General features: G+C 59.5%; 25 protein-coding genes. 16 read left to right on the forward strand and 9 right to left on the reverse strand.

Annotation, left to right across the window (positions count from 1 at the left end; all coding sequences use genetic code 11):
• Nucleotides 1-50: 50 nt before the first annotated feature.
• Nucleotides 51-515, forward strand: coding sequence for a CopD family protein (locus AB4Z35_RS00240; RefSeq protein ID WP_442095637.1), 465 nt, complete (start codon nucleotides 51-53; stop codon nucleotides 513-515).
• Nucleotides 516-711: 196 nt separating this feature from the next.
• Here AB4Z35_RS00240 and AB4Z35_RS00245 read toward each other — a convergent pair whose 3' ends face one another.
• The 4 genes from AB4Z35_RS00245 to AB4Z35_RS00260 all read right to left on the reverse strand — a co-directional run bounded on the left by AB4Z35_RS00245 (nucleotide 712) and on the right by AB4Z35_RS00260 (nucleotide 3,380).
• The gene (locus AB4Z35_RS00245; RefSeq protein WP_442095638.1) at nucleotides 712-1,470 is read right to left on the reverse strand and encodes a collagen-like protein; all 759 of its coding nucleotides are present in this window, start codon (nucleotides 1,468-1,470) and stop codon (nucleotides 712-714) included.
• A complete protein-coding gene (locus tag AB4Z35_RS00250; RefSeq protein ID WP_007996809.1) occupies nucleotides 1,463-1,741 on the reverse strand; it encodes a DUF1145 domain-containing protein in 279 nt (92 codons plus the stop codon). The genes AB4Z35_RS00245 and AB4Z35_RS00250 overlap by 8 nt, the downstream gene beginning before the upstream one ends.
• A gap of 148 nt (nucleotides 1,742-1,889) precedes the next feature.
• On the reverse strand, nucleotides 1,890-2,600 hold the full coding sequence (locus tag AB4Z35_RS00255) for an OmpA family protein (RefSeq protein WP_442095639.1): 711 nt from the start codon (nucleotides 2,598-2,600) through the stop codon (nucleotides 1,890-1,892).
• 90 nt (nucleotides 2,601-2,690) lie between these two features.
• Complete coding sequence (locus AB4Z35_RS00260; RefSeq protein WP_007996813.1) at nucleotides 2,691-3,380, reverse strand: OmpA family protein; 690 nt, start codon at nucleotides 3,378-3,380, stop codon at nucleotides 2,691-2,693.
• A gap of 189 nt (nucleotides 3,381-3,569) precedes the next feature.
• On the opposite strand from AB4Z35_RS00260, the gene AB4Z35_RS00265 reads away from it, so the two are divergent.
• From AB4Z35_RS00265 to AB4Z35_RS00280, 4 genes are all read left to right on the forward strand, one after another.
• Nucleotides 3,570-4,067: a DUF6231 family protein gene (locus tag AB4Z35_RS00265; RefSeq protein WP_108227872.1), complete on the forward strand. Its 498-nt coding sequence runs from the start codon at nucleotides 3,570-3,572 to the stop codon at nucleotides 4,065-4,067.
• A 4-nt stretch (nucleotides 4,068-4,071) separates the two neighbouring features.
• Nucleotides 4,072-4,548: a YchJ family protein gene (locus AB4Z35_RS00270; RefSeq protein ID WP_442095640.1), complete on the forward strand. Its 477-nt coding sequence runs from the start codon at nucleotides 4,072-4,074 to the stop codon at nucleotides 4,546-4,548.
• 87 nt (nucleotides 4,549-4,635) lie between these two features.
• The gene (locus tag AB4Z35_RS00275; protein ID WP_007996870.1) at nucleotides 4,636-5,130 is read left to right on the forward strand and encodes an LEA type 2 family protein; all 495 of its coding nucleotides are present in this window, start codon (nucleotides 4,636-4,638) and stop codon (nucleotides 5,128-5,130) included.
• Nucleotides 5,127-5,333 (forward strand): SEC-C metal-binding domain-containing protein, encoded by a 207-nt coding sequence (locus tag AB4Z35_RS00280; protein WP_007955014.1) that lies wholly within the window; start codon nucleotides 5,127-5,129, stop codon nucleotides 5,331-5,333. The genes AB4Z35_RS00275 and AB4Z35_RS00280 overlap by 4 nt, the downstream gene beginning before the upstream one ends.
• Nucleotides 5,334-5,571: 238 nt before the next feature.
• Here the strand turns inward: AB4Z35_RS00280 and AB4Z35_RS00285 are convergent, their stop codons facing one another.
• Nucleotides 5,572-6,129, reverse strand: coding sequence for a cysteine hydrolase family protein (locus AB4Z35_RS00285; RefSeq protein ID WP_442095641.1), 558 nt, complete (start codon nucleotides 6,127-6,129; stop codon nucleotides 5,572-5,574).
• 194 nt (nucleotides 6,130-6,323) lie between these two features.
• On the opposite strand from AB4Z35_RS00285, the gene AB4Z35_RS00290 reads away from it, so the two are divergent.
• From AB4Z35_RS00290 to AB4Z35_RS00315, 6 genes are all read left to right on the forward strand, one after another.
• The gene (locus tag AB4Z35_RS00290; RefSeq protein WP_442095642.1) at nucleotides 6,324-8,774 is read left to right on the forward strand and encodes a penicillin acylase family protein; all 2,451 of its coding nucleotides are present in this window, start codon (nucleotides 6,324-6,326) and stop codon (nucleotides 8,772-8,774) included.
• A gap of 465 nt (nucleotides 8,775-9,239) precedes the next feature.
• Nucleotides 9,240-10,022: a transporter substrate-binding domain-containing protein gene (locus AB4Z35_RS00295; protein WP_007996874.1), complete on the forward strand. Its 783-nt coding sequence runs from the start codon at nucleotides 9,240-9,242 to the stop codon at nucleotides 10,020-10,022.
• A 56-nt stretch (nucleotides 10,023-10,078) separates the two neighbouring features.
• Nucleotides 10,079-10,807, forward strand: a complete 729-nt coding sequence (locus AB4Z35_RS00300; RefSeq protein WP_007996876.1) for an ABC transporter permease — start codon at nucleotides 10,079-10,081, stop codon at nucleotides 10,805-10,807.
• The gene (locus AB4Z35_RS00305; RefSeq protein ID WP_046029299.1) at nucleotides 10,804-11,514 is read left to right on the forward strand and encodes an ABC transporter permease; all 711 of its coding nucleotides are present in this window, start codon (nucleotides 10,804-10,806) and stop codon (nucleotides 11,512-11,514) included. The genes AB4Z35_RS00300 and AB4Z35_RS00305 overlap by 4 nt, the downstream gene beginning before the upstream one ends.
• A 26-nt stretch (nucleotides 11,515-11,540) precedes the next feature.
• A complete protein-coding gene (locus AB4Z35_RS00310; protein WP_007996880.1) occupies nucleotides 11,541-12,659 on the forward strand; it encodes a succinylglutamate desuccinylase/aspartoacylase family protein in 1,119 nt (372 codons plus the stop codon).
• Nucleotides 12,660-12,672: 13 nt separating this feature from the next.
• Nucleotides 12,673-13,437: an ABC transporter ATP-binding protein gene (locus tag AB4Z35_RS00315; RefSeq protein WP_442095643.1), complete on the forward strand. Its 765-nt coding sequence runs from the start codon at nucleotides 12,673-12,675 to the stop codon at nucleotides 13,435-13,437.
• Nucleotides 13,438-13,582: 145 nt separating this feature from the next.
• On the opposite strand, the gene AB4Z35_RS00320 is transcribed toward AB4Z35_RS00315, so the two are convergent.
• Nucleotides 13,583-13,792: a hypothetical protein gene (locus AB4Z35_RS00320; RefSeq protein WP_442095644.1), complete on the reverse strand. Its 210-nt coding sequence runs from the start codon at nucleotides 13,790-13,792 to the stop codon at nucleotides 13,583-13,585.
• Between the two features lie 107 nt (nucleotides 13,793-13,899).
• On the reverse strand, nucleotides 13,900-14,466 hold the full coding sequence (gene dcd, locus AB4Z35_RS00325) for a dCTP deaminase (RefSeq protein ID WP_007940589.1): 567 nt from the start codon (nucleotides 14,464-14,466) through the stop codon (nucleotides 13,900-13,902).
• Nucleotides 14,467-14,819: 353 nt separating this feature from the next.
• Here dcd and AB4Z35_RS00330 point away from each other — a divergent pair, with 353 nt between their 5' ends.
• Complete coding sequence (locus AB4Z35_RS00330) at nucleotides 14,820-15,029, forward strand: cold-shock protein (protein WP_002554837.1); 210 nt, start codon at nucleotides 14,820-14,822, stop codon at nucleotides 15,027-15,029.
• A 148-nt stretch (nucleotides 15,030-15,177) separates the two neighbouring features.
• Here the strand turns inward: AB4Z35_RS00330 and AB4Z35_RS00335 are convergent, their stop codons facing one another.
• Nucleotides 15,178-16,185: a DUF481 domain-containing protein gene (locus tag AB4Z35_RS00335; protein WP_442095645.1), complete on the reverse strand. Its 1,008-nt coding sequence runs from the start codon at nucleotides 16,183-16,185 to the stop codon at nucleotides 15,178-15,180.
• A gap of 163 nt (nucleotides 16,186-16,348) precedes the next feature.
• On the opposite strand from AB4Z35_RS00335, the gene AB4Z35_RS00340 reads away from it, so the two are divergent.
• The 4 genes from AB4Z35_RS00340 to AB4Z35_RS00355 all read left to right on the forward strand — a co-directional run bounded on the left by AB4Z35_RS00340 (nucleotide 16,349) and on the right by AB4Z35_RS00355 (nucleotide 21,138).
• Nucleotides 16,349-16,702: an MGMT family protein gene (locus AB4Z35_RS00340; protein WP_442095646.1), complete on the forward strand. Its 354-nt coding sequence runs from the start codon at nucleotides 16,349-16,351 to the stop codon at nucleotides 16,700-16,702.
• A gap of 44 nt (nucleotides 16,703-16,746) precedes the next feature.
• Nucleotides 16,747-18,306 carry an AmpG family muropeptide MFS transporter gene (locus AB4Z35_RS00345; protein WP_442095647.1) on the forward strand — a complete coding sequence of 520 codons (1,560 nt, stop codon included), beginning with the start codon at nucleotides 16,747-16,749 and terminating at the stop codon, nucleotides 18,304-18,306.
• 143 nt (nucleotides 18,307-18,449) lie between these two features.
• Nucleotides 18,450-20,165 carry a proline--tRNA ligase gene (locus AB4Z35_RS00350; RefSeq protein ID WP_007996891.1) on the forward strand — a complete coding sequence of 572 codons (1,716 nt, stop codon included), beginning with the start codon at nucleotides 18,450-18,452 and terminating at the stop codon, nucleotides 20,163-20,165.
• Nucleotides 20,166-20,184: 19 nt separating this feature from the next.
• Nucleotides 20,185-21,138: a hypothetical protein gene (locus AB4Z35_RS00355; protein WP_442095648.1), complete on the forward strand. Its 954-nt coding sequence runs from the start codon at nucleotides 20,185-20,187 to the stop codon at nucleotides 21,136-21,138.
• 119 nt (nucleotides 21,139-21,257) lie between these two features.
• On the opposite strand, the gene dinB is transcribed toward AB4Z35_RS00355, so the two are convergent.
• The gene (gene dinB / locus AB4Z35_RS00360; protein WP_442095649.1) at nucleotides 21,258-22,319 is read right to left on the reverse strand and encodes a DNA polymerase IV; all 1,062 of its coding nucleotides are present in this window, start codon (nucleotides 22,317-22,319) and stop codon (nucleotides 21,258-21,260) included.
• Between the last annotated feature and the right edge of the window lie 69 nt (nucleotides 22,320-22,388).

Consider the following 22,388-nt stretch of genomic DNA (forward strand, 5'->3'; position numbering starts at 1 on the left):
GGTCGCTATCATACCCCGCTAATGAATCCTGCGCAGAACGGAGTAACCCAATGACACCTTTTAGCCTCGTTTATAGCCTGCATGTACTGGCCGCCCTGGTGTGGGTCGGCGGCATGTTTTTCGCCTGGATGGTCCTGCGCCCCGCCGCGATGAAGGCACTTGAAGGCCCTGCCCGACTGAAGTTGTGGGTAGAAGTGTTTCAAGGTTTTTTCCGCTGGGTCTGGGTGGCGGTTGTACTGCTGCCAATCAGCGGCGTGGGCATGCTACATCTGCACTTCAACGGTTTTGAAGCCGCACCGCGCTATGTGCAGGTGATGATGGGGTTGTATGTGGTGATGACCGCGTTGTTTATCCGCATTCAGGCGCTGATGCTGCCGGAGTTGCGCGCAGCCGTGGCCGAGCAGGATTGGCCGGCCGGGGCGGCGGTACTGGGGCGGATTCGCCGATTGGTGGGGATCAATTTGTTGGTGGGGTTGGCTGTGGTGGCGATTGCTGCAGCACGGCCGATGTTTTAAATCTGCCGAGCTTTTGTGGCGAGGGGGCTTGTCGGATCGCCGCACCTCCCGTTCGGCTGCGAAGCAGTCGTAAATCCAGACACCGCTAACCTTCAGCAGTATTGCGATTATCGGAATTGGGGCCGCTTCGCGGCCCAACGGGGGCAAGCCCCCTCGCCACAGACAAGCTCCCTCTCCACAGGGGGCTTGGTGAGTTTTACAACCGCTGCACAGTCACCGAACCCGCCGCGCCTTCTGGCCCAGGCTGACCATCAGCCCCAGGTTTACCGCTCTTGCCGCCATCGGCCTTGTAAACCAGGCAGCCCTTGGCCTTGCCACCCGCACCCGGTTTGCCGCCAGGGCCGGCCAGGCCACCGACACCACCGGCCACCTGAACCTTGATCCGGTCGGCCGGAAAGTCGTGCGGCACTGCCAGTTTGACCAGCGCCCCCGGTGCCCCCGGCTGACCATTGCTGCCATCACTGCCATCGGCACCGCGACCGGCCTGTCCCCAGGTGCAGCCCGGTTCCTGGCCGTTGGCCCCATCAAGACCCACAAATCCCGGTGCACCCGCACCACCGCGAGCATCAACGATCAATTGCGGTGCGTTCAGTGCCTTGATCTGCAAATCAAGGTTGCGCCCGGATCGAGCGGCCTTCTGGTAAGTCCCGGGTGCGCCACGAGCGGTGATCTGGCTGCCTTCGGACAAATCGGCCCGACGGACCTTCAGCGCCAGCGCCTGTTCCCCGGGCACTATGGCAATGCGTGCTTCACGCCCCAGATGCAATTCACCCACGGTAACTTCGGTCACATTCGAGGGGATCAGCAAGGTGCCGTAATCGGCCACTTCCAGGCGTTCCAGTTGCAGGGTGCTGGTGGTGTTGGGCAAGCGCATCAGCGAGTTGGGTTCGACACTCACCACCTGTGCGCTGGCCAATGGGCTGATGAGTGCGGCGAGCAGACAGAGTTTACGCATGGGAAGCCTTCGAAGCGGTGGGGGCTGGAATGGTTTGCAGGTGGAACACACCGAAAATGATGATCTTCAGGCGGTCAAGCCAGGGATGGGCGCGACCCCGGAGGCTGCGATAGCACAGCAACGCCTCCAGAAGATGGATGCCCCCCAACAGGCCACCGGCCAGATTGACCAACAGGTGCAGCGGAAAGACGAACGGCGTGAGCAGATTGACCAGCACCACCGACCAGAACAGCAGGGTCAGCAACCGCCCCAGCCCCCATAAGACTTTCATACGCTCCCCCGATAAGAATTATTGTTTGCGCGCACAGTAACGGCTTCCACGCGGGATAAGCCAGAGGGCAATGGAAAAATCTTCATGATGGCCGCCGAACGGCCGTCACAGCGATCAAACCTGTCGCCCGACGGCTCTATCTCTTGGCTCAGCGGTTTATATGCAGGTCCACGCGACGATTTTTCGCACGGCCTTGTTCTGTTTCGTTGTCGGCGATCGGCTGGCTCTTGCCCTTGCCTTCGCTGGTGACTTTGTTCGGCGCCACCCCCTGGCTCAACAGGTATTCCGCCACGCTGCTGGCACGCCGCTCCGACAAGCTCTGGTTATAGGCATCCGAACCGACGCTGTCGGTATGGCCGACCACCTTGATGCTGACCACATCGGCATCCTCGAACTTGCTCATCAACGCGTCCAGTTGACTCTTCGCCGTCGGGGTCAGGTCGGATTGATTGAAGGCAAACAGCACGTCATCGCTCAAGGTGATGACTTCGGATTGCGCGGGCTCGGACTTGACGCTGTCCGGATACTGCGGCACCGGGCAACCGTGGTGATCGACCCGGGTATTGGCGGGTGTGTCAGGGCAACGGTCACGTCGGTCGAAAATGCCATCGCCGTCTTCGTCGCCATCCTGGGCATAGCAGATCAAGCCGCCGGACAGGATACCCAGCGCCGCCCCACCCGCGGCCCAACTGCCACTTTCGATTGCGCCCAGGCCACCACCGACCAGGCCGCCGATGAGGCTGCAAACTGGCCAGGTTCGTTGATTGAGGGGGGCAGAGCCATCACTGTGGGTCGCACAGCCGGTCAAGAGGCTGCCAAGTAGCAGAACCGGCAAGACGGTCCTTGTGAGAACTATCATGTTGAAAGCTCCTGTGTCCCCGGCCAATACCGGTTACACAGGAGTAAAGACCCGCATCCGCGACTGCACAAGGCGCGGATGCGAGGGGGGTTAACGCTGGATTTTGATTTCCGTACGACGGTTCTGTGCACGACCGTCAGCGGTTTTGTTGTCCGCAACCGGCTGGCTTTCACCGGCACCGACAACCGACACGAAGTTGCTGCGAGGTACGCCTTGCTCGATGAGGTATTCAACCACCGAGTGGGCGCGTTTATCCGACAGTTTCTGGTTGTAGGAATCGCTGCCCACACTGTCGGTATGGCCGGTTACGGTCAGTCGAGCAGTCGGGGCTTCGGCTTTCAGGCGAGTGGCAATCTTGTCGAGTACCTGTTTGTCGGACGAGGTAAGCGTGGCTTTATCAAACTGGAAGTGAACATCGCGGATGACGATGGTTTCTTCCTTGACCACAACCGCCTCTTCGACCACAGGTGCCGGTGGTGGGCAACCGTTGGCATCGACATGAACGCCTTTAGGCGTGCCCGGGCACTTGTCGCGGCTATCCGGTACACCATCGCCGTCTTCGTCGCCATCACCGTGAACCCAGCAATAAGCCGCTGCCGTACCGCCGACGAGCAGAGCACCATACCCTGCCCATGCCGAGCTTTCGGTCGCACCGAGGCCCGCGCCCACGACACCACCAACCGCCGCACAGGTCGGCCAGTCGGTTTTCTGCAAACCTGCGCAACCAGTCAAGACACTGGTTAGCAGAACCAAGGGTAATGCTGTCCGAACTATGCTCATCTAGTTTTCTCCTGAAGGATCGGCTTGGAACCGATTCAGGTAGTAAAGACCCGAGTTTTAATCTCCGCCAGCAATAGGCCATGCTGTTTATTCACGCGTTAACGACGGGTTGGCGCTTTTACCGCCAAGCCGCTCTAGGCCCGAACGTTCGGGCAGGCTAGTCTTGGCAGATCTGATTGAGGATCTTTGATGATTGCAGGTATTTCTTCACGCACGCCGCAGCAGGCACTGGCCGCGTTACTTGACCGATATGCCCCCGCGCGCCTGTTGTTGATCGGCGCCAGCGAGTTCCCGGCGCTGGAGGCTTTCAAACTCGCTCACCCGGACAGTTGCGTCGCTTTCGCGCCCCCCGGCCCATTGCCCGACGAGTTGGCGGCCCGCCGTTTCGACCTGGCCCTGGTGGTCGATTGCCTGGAGCATTTGCCCAAGCGCGACGGCCAAAACCTGCTGGGTGGCATACGCAACCTCAATGCCAGCCGTATAGCAGTGCTGGCAGATCTGCCGGCCTGTGGCTGGCAGGAAACGGACTTTTTCTCCCTGGCCCTGCAGGCCAGCGAACGCTTTCAACGGGACGAACAGGTCTTGACCCTGTTTACCTACGATCTGCTTGAATACAAACAAGTCCCCGACTGGCTCAATTCGCGCTTCTGGGCCAATCCGGAAAACTTCGGGAAATACTGGTGGTAATGCAATGAGTACATCCATTTGCCCTTGCGGCAGCGGCACCCTGCTCGATGCCTGCTGCGGTCATTACCATGCCGGGCACCCGGCACCATGCGCAGAAGCCTTGATGCGCTCGCGCTACAGCGCCTACGTGCTGGGGTTGGTCGACTATCTGGTGAGCACCACCCTGCCCGCCCAACAGGCCGGCCTGGATCGTCAATCGATCAGCGACTGGAGCTCGCAAAGTACGTGGCTGGGGCTTGAGGTGGAAAGCTCCGAAGTGCTGGGCGGCCAGCCCGAACACGCTTTCGTGACCTTCATCGCGCGGTGGCACGACAGCAACGGCGAGCACAGCCACCGCGAGCGTTCGTCATTTGTGCAAAACACCGGCCGCTGGTATTTCATCGACCCCACCGTGCCGCTCAAGCTCGGACGCAATGACGCCTGTCCGTGCGCGAGTGGGCAGAAGTTCAAGAAGTGTTGTGCGGGGTATTTCAGCAGTTAGGACATGGAATGCCTGTCCACCCCGCAGGAGCTGCCGAAGGCTGCGATCTTTTGGGTCTAGACTGTGGCTCAAGGGAGAAACACTACGATGATCATCCGGCGCGGTGCACTTTATCTACTCACTTTGTTCCTGACACTCGGACTCGGTGGCTGTGCATCGTGGTTCGACGACGACTTGCCGGACCCCGAGGTCCATCTGGTGAAGATCGAGGTGGTCAGCGCCAAACTGCTGGAACAGAAATTCCTCCTGCATTTTCGCATCGACAACCCCAACGACAGCGACCTGACCGTGCGCAGTCTGGAGTACCGCGTTCACCTGGGTGACATACTGCTGGCCGACGGCGAGTACGAACACTGGTTCACCATCGGCCCCAGGCACAGCACTTACTTCAAGGTGCCGATCCGCACCAACCTGTGGTCCAAGGTCCGTGAAATGGCCAAACTGCTGAAAAAATCCGATCAGCCCATTCCCTATCGTCTGGAAGGTGAACTGGAAACCGGTATATTCATCGCTCACTACGTGCACCTGGCGCGCAATGGCGTGATAATCGCCGCCGATTTAATTCCGGAGCAACACCGATGACCCAGCAACCCCATGTCCACGGCCCTGACTGCAACCACGATCATGACCATCACCACCATGATCACGACCACGGCCATGTCCACGGTCCGAACTGCGGCCACGCTCACCAGGAACCGGTGCGCAATGCCCTGAAAGACGTCGGCCGCAACGATCCGTGCCCATGCGGCAACGGCAAGAAGTTCAAGAAGTGCCACGGCGCCTGATGCTTCGGGCGGACATCGATTTCGCCTGTTGAAACGCCATCGTCGGAACGCCGCCCGGAGCAGGCTCGCTCCTACATTCGATCTGCGCCAGACAACGGTCCTGTGAATGCAGATCCCATGTGGGAGCGAGCCTGCTCGCGATTGCAGTATCACATTCAACATAGAGGTCGACAGACCTGACGCCATCGTCGGAACGCCGCCCGGAGCAAGCTCGCTCCCACAGTGATTGGACAGATACTTAGTCGGCCGACAGGATCTGCGCACTGCTGACCACCGTCGCATATTCGCCATGCAAATTCCCCAGCGACATCGCATGCACCTCTTCAGCGCTATGGGCATGGCCGAAAAAATCAGCCTTGTCGAAGGTAAAGCACGCATCCTCGACCACCCAGGTATCAAACCCCAGGTTGCCCGCGGTGCGCGCCGTGGACTCCACCGAGTTGTGGGTCGCGACGCCCACGATGATCAATTGCCCGATCCCCGCCTCGCGCAACTGCGCCTCCAGCCCCGTTGAACAAAACGCATCCGGCACCTGCTTCTGGATCAGGCGTTCACCGGCCATTGGCTGAAACCGCTGCTGAAACTCCACCCCCGACTGCTGCGGCCAGAACACCGAGTCCACTGAGCGGGACAGGTGCTGCACATGGATCACCGGCCTGGCGGTGCGCCGCCAATGGTCGAGCAATTCCAGCATGCGCGCTTCGGCCTGAGGGTTATTCCTGCGGCCGAGCCTGGGATGCAGGATGCCTTTTTGTTGATCGATGATGATCAGTGCCGCGTTTGTCTTGAGCTCCATGCTGACTTTTCTCCTGGATTGTTGACCGTGTCGCACTTCAACATCTCCCATTGCGACCGGCAAGGCTGCGATTCTTTGGGTTTATCAGACAAATCCTGAAATAACCTTGTACCCCGCTTGCACGGCCACCTCCTGCTCACTAACGTAGCGCCTTTATTGCGCGCCGCCGCCTCTACCCCCGCAGGAGCTTTGCCATGGCCTCGCCAGCCCTTACTCATTTTCTACCCCGGTTCGGCGTTGCCGCAGCAGTGGCCGGTGTGTTGAGCCTGACCGGTTGTCAGAACTTCAACGCCCAGGACACCCTCCCGCCGACCTCCGGCGTGCAACCGCTCAAGGGCCTGGCGCAGAACGTTTCGGTGCGCCGCAATGCCATGGGCATGCCGCTGATCGAAAGCAACAGCTTCCACGACGCGCTGTTCACCCTCGGTTACGTGCATGCCAGCGACCGCATCACGCAGATGGTCACCCTGCGCCTGCTGGCCCAGGGCCGATTGGCCGAGATGCACGGTGCAGACTTGCTGGATGCCGACCGCTACATGCGGGCGGTCAACCTGAAGAAAAGTGCCGGCGAGTTGTACAAGGCCTCTTCGCCGCGCCTCAAGCGTTTCTTCGAAGTCTATGCGCGGGGCGTCAACGCCTACCTGTTCCGCTACCGCGACAAGCTGCCGGCGGACCTCGCGGCCACCGGCTACCAGCCTGAATACTGGCAGCCGGAAGATTCGGCGCTGATTTTCTGCCTGTTGAACTTCAGCCAGTCGACCAACCTGCCGGAAGAAATTTCCTCGCTGGTACTGGCCCAGACCGTCACCACCGACAAACTGGCATGGCTGACGCCGTCGGCTCCCGACGAAAAACTGCCGGTCGCCGAAAGCGAAAAACTGCAAGGCATCAAGCTCAACGGGCAAGTGCCGGGGTTGGCTGAACTCAGCAAATCCACGGGGCAACTGTCGGACCTGAACCTGCTGGGCGCCACCTCGTCGAACAACTGGGCCATCGCCCCGCAACGCAGCCGCAACGGCAAGAGCCTGCTGGCCAGTGACAGTCACGGCCCGCTGGGCGTGCCTTCGTTGTTCAGTTACGTGCAGATTCGCGCGCCGAAGTATCAGGCGTCCGGCGTGACCATCGCGGGCCTGCCGATGGTGCTTGGCGGTTTCAACGGCAAAGTGGCGTGGAGCATGACGTCCGTGATGGGCGACAACCAGGACCTGTTCCTGGAGAAGATCAAACGCCAGGGCAACGGGCTCACCTACGAAAACGCCGGGAAGTGGCAACCGGCGATCGTGCGTAACGAAACCTACTTCGTAAAAGGCCAGCGGCCGATTCGCGAAGCTGTGTACGAAACCCGCCATGGCCCGCTGCTCAACAGCGCCCAGGGCACCACGCTGGCCAATGGTTTCGGCCTGGCCTTGCAGACGCCGAGTTTCACCGATGACAAATCCCTGGACGCGTTCTTCGACCTGTCCCGCGCCCAGAGCGTCGAGAAAGCCTCGGATGCCAGCCGCGAAATCCGCGCCATTGCACTGAACCTGGTGTTTGCCGACGCGAGCCACATCGGCTGGCAAGTCACCGGTCGTTACCCGAACCGCCGCGAAGGCGAAGGCCTGCTGCCCTCACCGGGCTGGGAAGGTCGTTACGATTGGGACGGTTATGCCGACCCGATGCTGCACCCGTACGACCAGGACCCGGCCCAAGGCTGGCTCGGCACCGCCAACCAGCGGGTCATTCCCCATGGCTACGGCATGCAGTTGTCCAATTCCTGGGCCGCTCCGGAGCGCGGCGAGCGCCTGGCCGAACTGGCCGGCGCAGGTAAACACGACAGCCGCAGCCTGATCGCCATGCAATACGACCAGACCACTACCTTCGCTGCCAAGCTGAAGAAAATGTTCGAAGCGCCGGGCATGGCCCAGCCGCTCAAACAAGCCATCGACGCCTTGCCCGCGGCCGATCGCGCCAAGGCACACGAAGCCTACAGCCGCTTGATGGCGTTCGACGGCAAGCTCAGCCCGACCTCCGCCGATGCGGCAATCTACGAACTGTTCCTGCAGGAAAGCACCCGGCAGATCTTCCTCGATGAACTGGGCCCGCAAAGCAGCCCGGCGTGGAAGGCCTTTGTCGCCGACGGCAAGTTGTCCTACGCGGCCCAGGCCGATCACTTGCTGGGACGTGAGGACAGCCCGTTCTGGGATGACGTGCGCACCGCGCAAAAAGAAGACAAACCGGCCATCCTCGCTCGCAGCCTTGCCGCAGCGATCAGCGCAGGCGACAGCCAGTTGGGCGGTGATCACAAAGCCTGGCAGTGGGGCAAACTGCATCGCTATGAATGGAAGAACACCAGCGGCCAGACCGTACGCGGTCCGCTGCCGGCCGGTGGCGATCACACCACGCTCAACACCGCTGCCTTCACCTGGGGCCAGGACTTCAACACCACGCTGGCGCCAGCCATGCGCTTTATCGTCGACTTCGGCCAGTCCGAACCGCTGATGGCGCAAAACGGCACCGGTCAGTCCGGCAACCCGGCCAGCCCGAACTACCTCAACAGCATCGAACCGTGGCTCAAGGGTCAGTACATGAGCCTGCCGATGCAGCCACAGAACTTCGACAACGCCTATGGCAAGGCACGGTTGACGCTGACTCCAGGTAAATGAACCTCCACTGTGGGAGCGAGCTTGCTCGCGATAGCGGTATGTCAGTCAACATTGTGGATGACTGACATACCGCTATCGCGAGCAAGCTCGCTCCCACAGAGGTATTTCATCCGCCCACGAAATCCCGATAGAACTTCTCACCTCGCGCCAACCTCATTCCGCGGATGTTGCGCTGGCGCGAGGACAAGTCGGTCGACGAAGCCGATAGTTTGACGACCCTGTAAAATCTGCTCAGCCAGGACCTCTTCTCATACCGGATTTTTTTCTTTTTGAGCCGAATGAGTGCGGCCATTTCCCTGCGCCCGTTTTCGTGCATAAATCTGTCTCCGACCATTCTCCAAGCACCTTTTAAAACGCTTGTTCGGCACTCTGGTTCGGAAATTGCTACTTTCAATAGGTCTTACGCTTTCCAGTAACAATAATTCTGCGCCACAAGCGCTCATATTGGTTCTTAGGGATTGAATAATGAAAAAAGCATTGCTGACCCTTTCTGCACTGGCGTTGTGCATGGCTGCTGGCTCCGCCATGGCGAAGGAGTACAAAGAACTGCGTTTCGGCGTTGACCCTTCCTACGCACCGTTCGAGTCAAAAGCGGCCGATGGCAGCCTGGTAGGCTTCGACATCGATCTGGGGAACGCGATCTGCGCCGAGCTGAAGGTCAAGTGCAAGTGGGTCGAAAGTGACTTCGATGGCATGATTCCGGGCCTCAAAGCCAATAAATTCGACGGTGTGATCTCGTCGATGACCGTGACCCCGGCCCGTGAAAAAGTCATCGACTTCTCCAGCGAGCTGTTTTCCGGCCCAACCGCTTACGTGTCCAAGAAAGGTTCCGGCGTGACCGCAGACGTCGCGTCCCTCAAGGGCAAAACCGTCGGCTACGAACAAGGCACCATTCAGGAAGCCTATGCCAAAGCCATTCTGGACAAGGCCGGCGTAAAAACCCAGGCCTACGCCAACCAGGATCAGGTCTACGCTGACTTGACTTCCGGTCGTCTCGATGCAGGGATCCAGGACATGCTGCAAGCCGAACTGGGCTTCCTGAAGTCGCCACAGGGTGCCGACTACGAAGTCAGCAAGCCGGTCGACAATGAACTGCTGCCGGCCAAAACAGCGGTCGGTATTAAGAAAGGTAACACCGAGCTGAAAGCACTTTTGGATAAAGGTATCAAAGCGTTACACGATGATGGCACCTACGCCACCATTCAGAAGAAACACTTTGGCGATCTGAATCTGTACAGCGGCAAATAATGCCCGGCGCCCATCTCGCGATGGGCGCTTTTTTCATCCGATCAGGTTGCTGATTTATGTTCGAAAACCTACTGGAAAATCTTGGGCTCTCTGCCTTCAGCCTCAAGGGCTTCGGTCCGCTGCTGATGCAAGGCACCTGGATGACGATCAAGTTGTCGGCGTTGTCGCTGTTGCTGGCCGTGTTGCTCGGGCTGCTCGGCGCCAGTGCCAAGTTGTCAAAAGCCAAACTGATGCGCGTGCCTGCCCAGCTCTACACCACCCTCATTCGCGGCGTTCCGGACCTGGTCCTGATGCTGCTGATTTTCTATAGCCTGCAAACCTGGCTGACATCATTTACCGATTTCATGGAATGGGAATACATCGAGATCAACCCGTTCAGTGCCGGGGTCATTACCCTGGGCTTCATCTATGGTGCGTATTTCACCGAAACCTTCCGCGGCGCGATTCTCGCAGTCCCGCGGGGGCAGGTCGAAGCGGCCACCGCCTACGGCCTCAAGCGCGGCCAGCGTTTCTGGATCGTGGTGTTCCCACAGATGATGCGTTATGCCCTGCCGGGTATCGGCAACAACTGGATGGTGATGCTCAAGGCCACCGCGCTGGTGTCGATCATTGGCCTGGCCGATCTGGTCAAGGCTGCCCAGGACGCCGGTAAAAGCAGCTATCAGCTGTTTTATTTCCTGGTACTTGCCGCGCTGATCTACCTGGTGATCACCAGCGCATCCAACGTCATCCTGCGCTGGCTCGAACGTCGTTACTCCGCCGGGACCCGGGAGGCTGTACGATGATCGAACTCCTGCAGGAATACTGGAAACCCTTTCTCTATAGCGACGGCAACAACATCACCGGCCTGGCCATGACCATGTGGCTGCTCAGCGCTTCGATCTTCTTCGGTTTTATCGTGTCGATCCCACTGTCCATCGCCCGTGTATCGCCGCACTTCTACATCCGTTGGCCGGTGCAGTTCTATACCTACCTGTTCCGTGGCACGCCGCTCTATATCCAGTTATTGATCTGTTACACAGGGATCTACAGCCTGGCCGCCATTCGGGCCCAGCCAGTACTGGACGCATTCTTTCGCGATGCAATGAACTGCACGATCCTGGCCTTCGCCCTGAACACCTGCGCCTACACCACGGAGATCTTCGCCGGGGCAATTCGCAGCATGAACCACGGTGAAGTCGAAGCGGCCAAGGCTTACGGTCTGACCGGCTGGAAGCTGTATGCCTACGTGATCATGCCATCGGCCTTGCGTCGCTCGTTGCCGTACTACAGCAACGAAGTGATTCTGATGCTGCACTCGACCACCGTGGCCTTCACCGCGACCATCCCGGACATCCTGAAAGTCGCGCGGGACGCCAACTCGGCGACCTTCCTGACCTTCCAGTCGTTCGGCATTGCCGCGCTGATCTACCTGACCGTCACTTTTGCGCTGGTCGGCCTGTTCCGCCTTGCCGAACGTCGATGGCTGGCCTTCCTCGGGCCGACCCACTAGGTATCAACCTGCTTCAGGAACAACAGATGCGCCACCAGAAACATGACCTGCTGGCCCCGCTGCCGGGGACCGCACGACAGATCCACAGTTTTCACTTCGGCCCACAACCGGCCAACGGCAAGATCTACATCCAGGCCTCCCTGCACGCCGACGAAATGCCCGGCATGCTGGTGGCCTGGCACCTCAAGCAGCGCCTGGCGGAGCTGGAAGCCGCCGGTCGCCTGCGCAGCGAAATCGTGCTGGTGCCCATCGCCAATCCGGTAGGCCTGGAACAGGTACTGATGGATGTGCCGCTGGGCCGCTACGAGCTGGAAAGCGGCCAGAACTTCAACCGCTGGTTCGTCGACCTCAGTGAAGAAGTCGGCAACGCGATCGAGGGCAAGCTCGGTGACGATCCGCAGCACAACCAGCAATTGGTGCGCAGCAGCCTGCGCGATGCGCTGGCCCGGCAGACCGCCGACACCCAATTGCAATCCCTGCGCCTGACCTTGCAACGGCTGGCCTGCGACGCCGACATGGTGCTTGACCTGCATTGCGATTTCGAAGCGGTTACACACCTCTACACAACACCTGAAGCCTGGCCGCAGGTCGAACCGCTGGGCCGCTACATCGGCGCCGAGGCCAGCCTGCTGGCAACCGATTCCGGTGGCCAATCGTTCGACGAATGCTTCACCCTGCTCTGGTGGCAGTTGAAAGAGCGCTTCGGCGAGCACTTCGACATTCCGCCGGGGAGTTTTTCGGTGACCGTCGAACTGCGCGGACAGGGCGACGTCAACCACCCGCTGGCCAGCCTCGATTGCCAGGCACTGATCGATTACCTGATCCATTTCGGCGCGATCGCCGGCGAACCCGCGCCCCTGCCCGACCTGCCCTATCCGGCGACACCGCTGGCCGGTGTAGAACCGGTGGCCACGCCCGTCGGCGGGCTACTGGTGTTCACCGCGTTGCCGGGCCAGTACCTGGAAGCCGGGCAACTGATCGCCGAGATAATTGATCCGGTCAACGATCGCGTCACCCCCGTTCATTGCTCCGCCGCCGGGTTGATGTACGCCCGTTCGCTGCGCCGCATGGCCACTGCCGGCATGGTGATTGCCCACGTCGCGGGCACCGAAGCCTATCGCAGCGGCTATCTACTTTCGCCTTGAGGATGTACGCCCCATGTACAAATTGACCATCGAAGGCCTGCATAAAAGCTATGGCGACCATGAAGTCCTCAAAGGTGTTTCGCTCAAGGCCAGGACCGGCGACGTCATCAGCCTGATCGGCGCCAGCGGCTCGGGTAAAAGTACCTTTCTGCGTTGCATCAACTTCCTGGAACAACCCAACGACGGCGCCATGAGCCTCGACGGGCAGAACATCCACATGATCAAGGATCGTCACGGCATGCACGTGGCCGACGCCAATGAACTACAGCGGATTCGCACCCGCCTGGCCATGGTGTTCCAGCACTTCAACCTGTGGAGCCACATGACGGTGCTGGAAAACATCACCATGGCCCCGCGCCGGGTGCTGGGCTGCGACAGGAAAGAAGCCGAGGATCGCGCCCGGCGCTACCTCGACAAGGTGGGGCTGGCCGCCCGTGTGGCGGACCAATACCCGGCCTTCCTGTCCGGCGGTCAGCAACAACGGGTAGCGATTGCCCGCGCACTGGCCATGGAGCCGGAAGTCATGCTGTTCGACGAACCGACTTCGGCCCTGGACCCGGAACTGGTGGGTGAAGTGCTCAAGGTGATCCAGGGCCTGGCCGAAGAAGGCCGGACCATGATCATGGTGACCCACGAAATGAGTTTTGCGCGCAAAGTGTCAAGCCAGGTGCTGTTTCTGCACCAGGGCCTGGTGGAGGAAGAAGGCGCGCCGGAAGACGTGCTGGGCAATCCGAAAAGCGAGCGGTTGAAACAGTTCCTTAGTGGCAACCTGAAATAACGTCTACAGAAAAACCTGTGGGAGCGGGCTTGCTCGCGAACGCGGTGTGTCAGACAACACACATGTTGAATGTCAGACCGTATTCGTCGGATCGCCGCCCGGAACAAGCTCGCTTCTACACATTTGATCGGTCGCGTCTGGAGTATCAGACAACAGGCGCAGGCGGTGGCTCATCCGGCAAAGTGGGTTCACCAGGCTCCATCGGCTCTTCGTTCGGGGTATCGGGATCAGGCTGACCGGGGATGCCTCCTGACATGCTGACGGGCGGATGTGCCAACAAGGACCAGGCCAGAACGCCAACCTGATTGGGCTCAAGCCTTGCCAGTTCGGCACTGATTCGCGGATCGATCTTCATTCGGCACTCCTGAGCGATGGCCCGACCCGCCTTGCGCGGATCGGAACAGTACACCCCATAGAGTGTACGCCCGCTCAGTAATTCCCGGCATTTGTCAGACGGTTGACTCAGGTACGAGGCAGGGTCACGCCACGCTGGCCCTGATACTTGCCGCCACGGTCCTTGTAGGACACTTCACATTCTTCGTCAGACTCAAGGAACAGCATCTGCGCCACGCCTTCGTTGGCGTAGATTTTCGCCGGCAGATTGGTGGTGTTGGAGAACTCCAGGGTCACGTGACCTTCCCACTCAGGCTCGAGCGGCGTGACGTTGACGATGATGCCGCAGCGCGCGTAGGTGCTTTTACCCAGGCAAATGGTCAATACATTGCGCGGAATGCGGAAGTATTCGACGGTGCTGGCCAGGGCGAAGGAGTTCGGTGGAATGATGCACACGTCGCTGTGGATGTCGACGAAGCTGCCGGCATCGAAGTTTTTCGGGTCGACGATGGCCGAGTTGATGTTGGTGAACACTTTGAAATGATTAGTGCAACGCACATCGTAGCCGTAGCTCGACACGCCGTAGGAGATCACGCGGCTATCGTCGCTGCCGCGCATCTGACGCTCGACGAAAGGTTCGATCATGCCGTGTTCCTGCGCCATGCGGCGAATCCACTTGTCCGATTTGATGCTCATGGCGGGTGTCCTGAATAGCGGGGTCGAAAAATTCTGTCCGGCATCTTACCGGGCGCGCCGCCGGGTTCAAAGTCCGCGGTGCAATTCTCGCCGAACAGGCAGGAATTACCTGCGCTGGCGACGAACCGTCACACCGCCGATCCTTAAAACAGAGAAACCTGCGCAAGAAGCATTGGCACGTCCCGGAAAAAGGGTTAAGGTGGCGTCACTGTGCTGCTTGTGTCACTGAGAATCTCTACACGATATGTTGAATTTCGATCCAACCATCTACAAGAATTTTTCCTGCTCTTTGCACTCAGTCTCGGCCAGGGTTCTTCCTGAGTCGCAGTTATCTTTGTTCAAGGAGTTACACCATGTCTAATCGCCAAACCGGTACCGTTAAGTGGTTCAACGATGAAAAAGGCTTCGGCTTCATCACTCCACAATCCGGTGACGACCTGTTCGTTCACTTCAAAGCTATCCAGTCCGACGGCTTCAAAAGCCTGAAAGAAGGCCAACAGGTTTCTTTCATCGCTACCCGCGGTCAGAAAGGCATGCAAGCTGAAGAAGTTCAAGTTATCTAACTTGTACTTGCTTTAGTAAAAAGCCCCGCCCTCAACAGCGGGGCTTTTTTGTGGGCGGGTGTTTTGCCCACAAAAAAAGATCGCCGCCTTCGACAGCTCCTGCGTTTACCTTGCAGGAGCTGCCGAAGGCGGCGATCTTTTGATGTTCTTACCAGGCCACGCCAAACCCGGCGGTGTAGCGTGTCTTGTCCAGATCCGCGTCGTCGGCGCCACTGATGATGTCCCGCTCCGCCTTCAGGTTCAGCGAAGCCCAGTCAGTCACCTTGTAGCGCAACCCCATCTCGGCATCGAGTGCGTAGTCGGCCACACCCGACAGCGGCTTGCCGACCTCACCATTGGTGAAGAACTCGACACGCTTGCCGATCAGGTAGCGGTTGTAATCCCACTTCATGGCCAGGGCATAGAAATTGTCCTTGCTGCCATCGGAGAATTCATAGTCCGTGCGGTTGACCAGCGAGCCCAGGGAGAACGCCCCGAGTTCGTCATCCCAGAACTGATAGCCGGGACCGGTACCGACGGTGCGCTGCCGGGAAAGGTCTTCGACCTTGTCGCGCTTGTAGACCAGGCGCCCCTGCCAGAACCATTGCTCGGTCAGGAATCGGTCGATGGAGTACTCGGCCCGCCAGTTGTCCGTGGTCACCACGTCGTCCTGGAACTCACGGTTGTATTCACCTTCAGCAGTGTGCCGCCAGCGACCGTGACGCGCACTGGTCTTGAAATCGATGTCGTAGTCATCGGTGTCGTTTTCCGCCCGCTGATAATCCAGTGCGATATCGACGTTGCCTTTCCACACCAGATCCTCGACCACCGGTTTTGGCTTGAGAATCTGCTGAATGCTTGCCAGCTCGACCGTCTTCGGTGCTTCGCCATTGGCCAGCGTGACCTTGCCAGCGTCCGCCGCCTTCAGCGACTTGGCTTTCTCGCCACTGTAGGCATCCTGCTTGACCAGCAGCTCCTGATCGCTATCCAGGGTCTTGACCTGCTTCCAGTCGATCGTCACCGCACCGGCGTACTCGGTCTGGATCAGCAGCTTGCCGCCATCGAACAGCGTGATCTTGCCACTCAGCTTGTCACCGTTCTTCAACCACACGGTATCGGCTAGCAAGGGAGTGGAAGTACCAAGGACGGCGAGACACAGCAGGGATCTGGACAACATAAGCAAAATACGGGCTCAGGCTTGCGAAAAAAGTCGGCATTATCCGTAGGAACAAGGCCCTGACAAGGACTGACCCGACTATTTCTCTTGAGTTCATTTCTCAACTGCCTGTGCAGGAATTACTCTACAGACGGTAAAGCAAACCTCTTCAGGACTGACGGACGTGACCGATCCAACCGATGAACCCCAGAGTGCAGCGCAAATCCGACGCACGGCGCTGTATTTGACACTTGCACAAATACCCGAGGGCAAAGTCGTCAGCTACGGCCAACTGGCCGAGCTTGCCGGACTGGGTCGCGCCGCGCGCTGGGTCGGCCGCACGCTCAGCCAATTGCCGGGCGACAGCAAGCTGCCCTGGCACCGTGTTCTGGGAGCAAACGGGCGTATCAGCCTGCCGGTGGGCAGCCCTTCGGGTGATGAGCAGCGCGCACGATTACGCATGGAGGGAATCAGCATCCTGAATAATCGTGTTGATATTCAGCGCCATGGCTGGCGCCCGGTAGAGCACAGCGGTTAGAGTGCGCGCTTTGTTTCCGTATTTCTTGAGGCAGACTCCAGCCCATGCCCCGTAAAACCTGGCGCGCCGCGCTCGCCGCTTATGCCAGCCCTTCGACACTCGTGCTGTTGCTGCTCGGTTTCGCCGCCGGCCTGCCCTACATGCTGGTATTTTCGACGCTTTCGGTCTGGCTGCGTGAAGCTGGCGTCGCTCGTGAAACCATTGGCTATGCAAGCCTGATCGGCCTGGCGTATGCCTTCAAATGGGTCTGGTCACCCTTGCTCGACCAATGGCGACTGCCATTGCTCGGCAAACTCGGTCGACGACGATCCTGGCTCGTATTGTCTCAGGCACTGGTCATCCTTGGCCTGATCGGGATGGGCTTCTGCGACCCGCAAAAGCATTTGTCCTGGCTGATAGCCATCGCCGTGGTCGTCGCTTTCGCCTCGGCGACGCAAGATATTGCGGTAGACGCCTATCGACTGGAAATCGCCGAAGACAATCGTCAGGCCGCACTGGCCGCCAGCTACATGTCCGGTTACCGGGTCGCTGCGTTGCTGGCTACTGCAGGCGCGCTGTACTTCGCCGAAGGCTTTGGCTCCACCGGCTTCAACTACAAGCATTCGGCCTGGGCCGGCACTTACATCCTGTTCGGAGTGCTGATGGTCCCGGCACTGCTGACCTCCCTGTTCATGCGCGAACCTCCCGTGCCGTTGCGCACGCAACTGCAGGCCGGGCGCTACAGCTTCGTGCATCAACTGGCCTCGGTGTTCGTGCTGATCATATTGCTGGTGTCCGTGCCGGCCATGTTCACCCAGTTCTACAACACCGACTTCGCCAGCGTACTGTTCCAGGGCGTGAGCCTGCTTGACCTGTTGCTGGAGGACCGCGCCTTCCTGCGCGCGATTCTCTACACCACCCTCACCGCCCTGTGCCTCTCGGCCATGGGTCGTCGCGGCCTGGCGCCAGTGCTGACACCGGTCAACGACTTCATCCTGCGATACCGCTGGCAAGCGCTGCTGCTGCTCGGCCTGATCGCCACCTACCGGATGTCCGATACGGTCATGGGCGTGATGGCCAACGTGTTCTACATCGACCAGGGTTTCACCAAAGACCAGATCGCCAGCGTCAGCAAGATTTTCGGCCTGATCATGACCCTGGTGGGTGCCGGCATGGGCGGCCTGCTGATCGTGCGTTTCGGCATCCTGCCGATCCTGTTCATCGGCGGCGTGGCATCCGCTGCGACCAACATCCTGTTCCTGCTGCTCGCCGACATGGGCCCCAACCTGAACATGCTGGTGCTGACCATCTCCCTGGACAACTTCAGTTCAGGCCTGGCGACTTCGGCCTTCGTGGCCTACCTGTCGAGCCTGACCAACCTCAAGTTCTCCGCCACCCAATACGCCCTGCTCAGCTCGATCATGCTGTTGCTGCCACGCCTGATCGGCGGCTACTCCGGGGTCATGGTGGAAAAGTTCGGTTACCACAACTTCTTCCTGATCACAGCCCTGCTGGGCGTTCCTACACTGCTGTTGATCGCCTTGCACTGGTTCCAGGAGAACCGCCGTGCAGGTCCGACACCTACACCGGAACCGGTGCAGACCCCGGTCGCCGAAGAATCGTAGGCTCTTAACGCAGGAAAAATCGCGGAGGGCCGTGTGAATCGCGCCCTCCTGCCACACCACCGACCGCATGCCTGTACGCCAGCGGATCTCGCCCGTACAATGCTCCGTCATTTCTCGTCATCAGCAATCGATAACGGCCAACCATGCGCACCAGTCAATTTTTGCTCGCCACACAAAAAGAAACGCCTTCCGACGCGGTCGTGATCAGCCACCAGCTGATGCTGCGCGCCGGCATGATCCGCAAACTCGCCTCGGGCCTGTACACCTGGCTGCCGATGGGCTTGCGGGTAATGCGCAAAGTCGAAGCCGTCGTTCGTGAAGAAATGAACGCCGCCGGCTCTCTCGAAGTGTTGATGCCGAGCACGCAACCGGCTGAGCTGTGGCAGGAATCCGGGCGCTGGGAAGAGTACGGCCCTGAATTGCTGCGCTTCAAGGATCGCCACGGTCGCGACTTCTGCGCCGGCCCGACCCACGAAGAAGTCATCACCGATCTGATGCGCAATGAACTGAGCAGCTACAAGCAGCTGCCGATCAACCTGTACCAGATCCAGACCAAATTCCGTGATGAAATCCGCCCACGCTTCGGTTTGATGCGCGGCCGCGAATTCATCATGAAGGACGCCTACTCGTTCCACGCAGACCAGCCTTCGCTGCAAGTCACCTACGACCGCATGCACCAGGCCTACTGCAACGTGTTCACCCGTCTGGGCCTGAAGTTCCGTCCTGTTGAAGCCGACAACGGCTCCATCGGCGGCGCCGGTTCCCACGAGTTCCACGTACTGGCCGAGTCCGGCGAAGACGATATCGTTTTCAGCAACGGCTCCGACTACGCCGCCAACATCGAAAAAGCCGAAGCCGTGCCGCGCGAAACATCGCGTGCCGCTCCGACCGAAGAGCTGCGTCTGGTCGATACCCCGAATGCCAAGACCATTGCGCAACTGGTCGAAGGCTTCAATCTGCCGATCGAGAAAACCATCAAGACCCTCGTGGTGCACGCAGAAGAGAAAGGCAAGCTGATTGCCCTGATCATCCGTGGCGACCATGAGTTGAACGAAATCAAGGCCGCCAACCAGCCAGGCGTTGCCAGCCCCCTGGTCATGGCCTCGGAAAGTGAACTGCGCGACGCCATTGGCGCCGGCGCCGGCTCCCTCGGCCCGTTGAACCTGCCGCTGCCGATCATTATCGACCGTTCGGTCGAATTGATGAGCGACTTCGGCATCGGTGCCAACATCGACGACAAACACTACTTCGGCGTGAACTGGGAACGCGACCTGCCTGTTCCGACCGTTGCCGACCTGCGCAACGTCGTGGCCGGCGACCCGAGCCCGGACGGCAAAGGCACCCTGGAAATCAAGCGCGGCATCGAAGTCGGGCACATTTTCCAGCTGGGCAACAAGTACAGCAAAGCGATGAAGTGCGAAGTGCTGGGCGAGAACGGCAAGCCGGTCACCCTGGAAATGGGCTGCTACGGCATCGGTGTGTCTCGCGTGGTGGCGGCTGCCATCGAGCAGAACAACGACGAAAACGGAATCATCTGGAGCGACACCCTCGCGCCTTTCCAGATTGCCCTGGTGCCGCTGCGCTACGAAACCGAACAGGTTCGTGAAGCCACCGACAAGCTGTACGCGGAACTCACCGCTGCCGGCTTCGAAGTGCTGCTCGATGACCGCGACAAGAAAACCAGTCCGGGCATCAAGTTCGCGGACATGGAGCTGATCGGCATTCCACACCGGATCGTGGTCAGCGATCGCGGCCTGGCCGAAGGCAATCTGGAATACAAGAGCCGTACCGAGGCCGACGCACAAGCGCTGCCGGTCGCCGACGTGCTGTCGTTCCTTCAGGCCCGCATCCGCCGCTGATACCAGATATAGAGGCGTCATGTTCAAGCGAAACACCTTAGGCCTCGGTGGTGCCGCCTTGTGCGGCACCCTGCTGGTCAGCGGCTGTGCCAACCACATGTCACAACGCAGCGAGCAAGAGGAACGGATCGAGCGTAAATTGCTCGATCACAGCCTGCAAATCGATGTCGGTGAGCCCAAGGTGCTTGAGCTGCCGCAAAGGCGGGTGAAAATCCACGAGCAGAAGACTTTCGAAGTCACCGAGTACGAAGTCACGCGTCACTACGACCGCTATACGCCGTACCAACCCTGGCGGGAGATTTACGAAATCCCGCTGGGCGCGGTGGCCGTGGTGGCGGGTATCGGTGCCAACGTGGTCAACGTGTTCGCCCTCGGCAATCTGCCGGACAGCGTGACCAAGGACTGGCTGAGCTACGGTTTCGCCGGGCTCAACCCGTTCATGAACGTGCAGTCCCACGGCCGTGCGCAGCAAAACCTGGCCAGTATTGGTGAAGTCCAGCGCGACAAACGCACGGAGTACTCAAGCCTGCCCTGGAGCGAGCGCCCGGTTGAGGTCAAGGCCGGCAAGGAAACCTTCGAACTGAGCACCGACAAAAACGGCGTGTTGCGCCTGAATCTGTTGGACAGCCCGTTCGCCGAACATGACATCAATCATCTGAGCCGATTGCTGATCCGTGTTGAGGATGCCCAGGGGAACGTGCACAACGATTCCACCCTGACCATCAGCAGCAATTTGCGCAGCAAGCTCTATGAGGCCCATGGGTTGATTTATGACGACCTCGAAGGTGACGAAGTCAATCAGTGGGTCCACCGGGTCAAACGCCTGTCGGAGCTGGGTCTTGAAGAAGAAGCCAGCGAACTGGAACAGAGCCTGATCGAACTGACGCGCAATGATCCCGAATTGCAGACCGAGTTTCTGAAGTCGCTGGCCCGCAATGGCGAGCGACTGGTGGCGAATCCGGGGCTGAACTGAAAGCTAAAAGCTTCGTCGGAACGCCGCCCGGAGCAAGCCCGCTCCCACATTGGATTAATGCGGGAGCGGGCTTGCTCGCGAAGGCGGCCTGACATTCACCACCAAACCTCTATCTTCCACTACCGCTCAAACAACTCCATCTGCTCGAACCCGCCCCGCAAGTCTTCCAGCCGCACGCCGACGCCCAACAACCGCACCGGTTTACCGCCGCGATTGAAGGCTTGGGTCAACATCAACTGATAACTCCCCAGATCCCGCCCTGCCCCGGCCTGCTCCAGTGTGGTCTGGGTAAAATCATGGAATTTCACTTTGACGAATGGCTTGCCAGGCCGATAACTGCTGTCGATTCGCGCCATGCGACCGGCCAGGGTTTCCAGCAACTCGGGCAATTTATCCAGGCAACTCACCAGATCCGGTAGATCCACGTCGTAGGTATTTTCGACACTGATCGACTGACGACGACTGTCGTTGTGCACCACACGATCATCAATCCCACGGGCCAGGCTCCAGAGTCGCTCGCCAAAGCTGCCGAACTCTCGCACCAACGCCAACTTGTCCCACTCGCGCAATTGCAGGCAATCGGTGATACCCAGTTTGCCGAGCTTGTCGGCGGTGACTTTGCCGACCCCGTGCAATTTGCTCACCGGCAAGCCACTGACAAAGTCCTCGACCTGGTCCGGTGTAATGACAAACAGGCCGTTGGGCTTTTTCCAGTCACTGGCGATCTTGGCCAGAAACTTGTTTGGCGCCACTCCCGCCGACACGGTGATATGCAATTGGTTGGAGACCCGGCGCCGGATGTCCTGAGCGATTCGCGTTGCACTGCCGCCGAAATGTGCGCTGTCCGACACATCGAGGTACGCCTCGTCGAGCGAAAGCGGCTCAATGATCTCGGTGTATTCGCGAAAGATCGTGTGAATTTCCCTGGACGCCTCTCTATAAGCATCCATGCGTGGCTTGACGATGGTCAGGTCCGGGCACAGTTTCAAGGCATGCCCGGAGGACATCGCCGAACGCACCCCGTACGCTCGCGCCTCATAATTGCACGTGGCAATCACCCCGCGCCGATCCGCCGACCCGCCCACCGCCAATGGCTTACCGGCCAGGCGCGGGTCGTCGCGCATCTCAATGGCGGCGTAGAAACAGTCACAATCGACGTGGATGATCTTTCGCTGAGTCATGGCAAAGCAGTGTTCATGGCAAGGAAAAGGCGTATTGGTGTGACGGACATCCAGTATCTCACCGACACC

Source organism: Pseudomonas sp. KB_15 (genome assembly GCF_052114525.1).
GTDB lineage: Bacteria > Pseudomonadota > Gammaproteobacteria > Pseudomonadales > Pseudomonadaceae > Aquipseudomonas.

Coding starts and splice junctions, on each gene's coding strand:
- AB4Z35_RS00240 (WP_442095637.1), top strand. CDS start 51: ATGACACCTTTTAGCCTCGTTTATAGCCTGCATGTACTGGCCGCCCTG.
- AB4Z35_RS00245 (WP_442095638.1), bottom strand. CDS start 1,470: ATGCGTAAACTCTGTCTGCTCGCCGCACTCATCAGCCCATTGGCCAGC.
- AB4Z35_RS00250 (WP_007996809.1), bottom strand. CDS start 1,741: ATGAAAGTCTTATGGGGGCTGGGGCGGTTGCTGACCCTGCTGTTCTGG.
- AB4Z35_RS00255 (WP_442095639.1), bottom strand. CDS start 2,600: ATGATAGTTCTCACAAGGACCGTCTTGCCGGTTCTGCTACTTGGCAGC.
- AB4Z35_RS00260 (WP_007996813.1), bottom strand. CDS start 3,380: ATGAGCATAGTTCGGACAGCATTACCCTTGGTTCTGCTAACCAGTGTC.
- AB4Z35_RS00265 (WP_108227872.1), top strand. CDS start 3,570: ATGATTGCAGGTATTTCTTCACGCACGCCGCAGCAGGCACTGGCCGCG.
- AB4Z35_RS00270 (WP_442095640.1), top strand. CDS start 4,072: ATGAGTACATCCATTTGCCCTTGCGGCAGCGGCACCCTGCTCGATGCC.
- AB4Z35_RS00275 (WP_007996870.1), top strand. CDS start 4,636: ATGATCATCCGGCGCGGTGCACTTTATCTACTCACTTTGTTCCTGACA.
- AB4Z35_RS00280 (WP_007955014.1), top strand. CDS start 5,127: ATGACCCAGCAACCCCATGTCCACGGCCCTGACTGCAACCACGATCAT.
- AB4Z35_RS00285 (WP_442095641.1), bottom strand. CDS start 6,129: ATGGAGCTCAAGACAAACGCGGCACTGATCATCATCGATCAACAAAAA.
- AB4Z35_RS00290 (WP_442095642.1), top strand. CDS start 6,324: ATGGCCTCGCCAGCCCTTACTCATTTTCTACCCCGGTTCGGCGTTGCC.
- AB4Z35_RS00295 (WP_007996874.1), top strand. CDS start 9,240: ATGAAAAAAGCATTGCTGACCCTTTCTGCACTGGCGTTGTGCATGGCT.
- AB4Z35_RS00300 (WP_007996876.1), top strand. CDS start 10,079: ATGTTCGAAAACCTACTGGAAAATCTTGGGCTCTCTGCCTTCAGCCTC.
- AB4Z35_RS00305 (WP_046029299.1), top strand. CDS start 10,804: ATGATCGAACTCCTGCAGGAATACTGGAAACCCTTTCTCTATAGCGAC.
- AB4Z35_RS00310 (WP_007996880.1), top strand. CDS start 11,541: ATGCGCCACCAGAAACATGACCTGCTGGCCCCGCTGCCGGGGACCGCA.
- AB4Z35_RS00315 (WP_442095643.1), top strand. CDS start 12,673: ATGTACAAATTGACCATCGAAGGCCTGCATAAAAGCTATGGCGACCAT.
- AB4Z35_RS00320 (WP_442095644.1), bottom strand. CDS start 13,792: ATGAAGATCGATCCGCGAATCAGTGCCGAACTGGCAAGGCTTGAGCCC.
- dcd (WP_007940589.1), bottom strand. CDS start 14,466: ATGAGCATCAAATCGGACAAGTGGATTCGCCGCATGGCGCAGGAACAC.
- AB4Z35_RS00330 (WP_002554837.1), top strand. CDS start 14,820: ATGTCTAATCGCCAAACCGGTACCGTTAAGTGGTTCAACGATGAAAAA.
- AB4Z35_RS00335 (WP_442095645.1), bottom strand. CDS start 16,185: ATGTTGTCCAGATCCCTGCTGTGTCTCGCCGTCCTTGGTACTTCCACT.
- AB4Z35_RS00345 (WP_442095647.1), top strand. CDS start 16,747: ATGCCCCGTAAAACCTGGCGCGCCGCGCTCGCCGCTTATGCCAGCCCT.
- AB4Z35_RS00350 (WP_007996891.1), top strand. CDS start 18,450: ATGCGCACCAGTCAATTTTTGCTCGCCACACAAAAAGAAACGCCTTCC.
- AB4Z35_RS00355 (WP_442095648.1), top strand. CDS start 20,185: ATGTTCAAGCGAAACACCTTAGGCCTCGGTGGTGCCGCCTTGTGCGGC.
- dinB (WP_442095649.1), bottom strand. CDS start 22,319: ATGACTCAGCGAAAGATCATCCACGTCGATTGTGACTGTTTCTACGCC.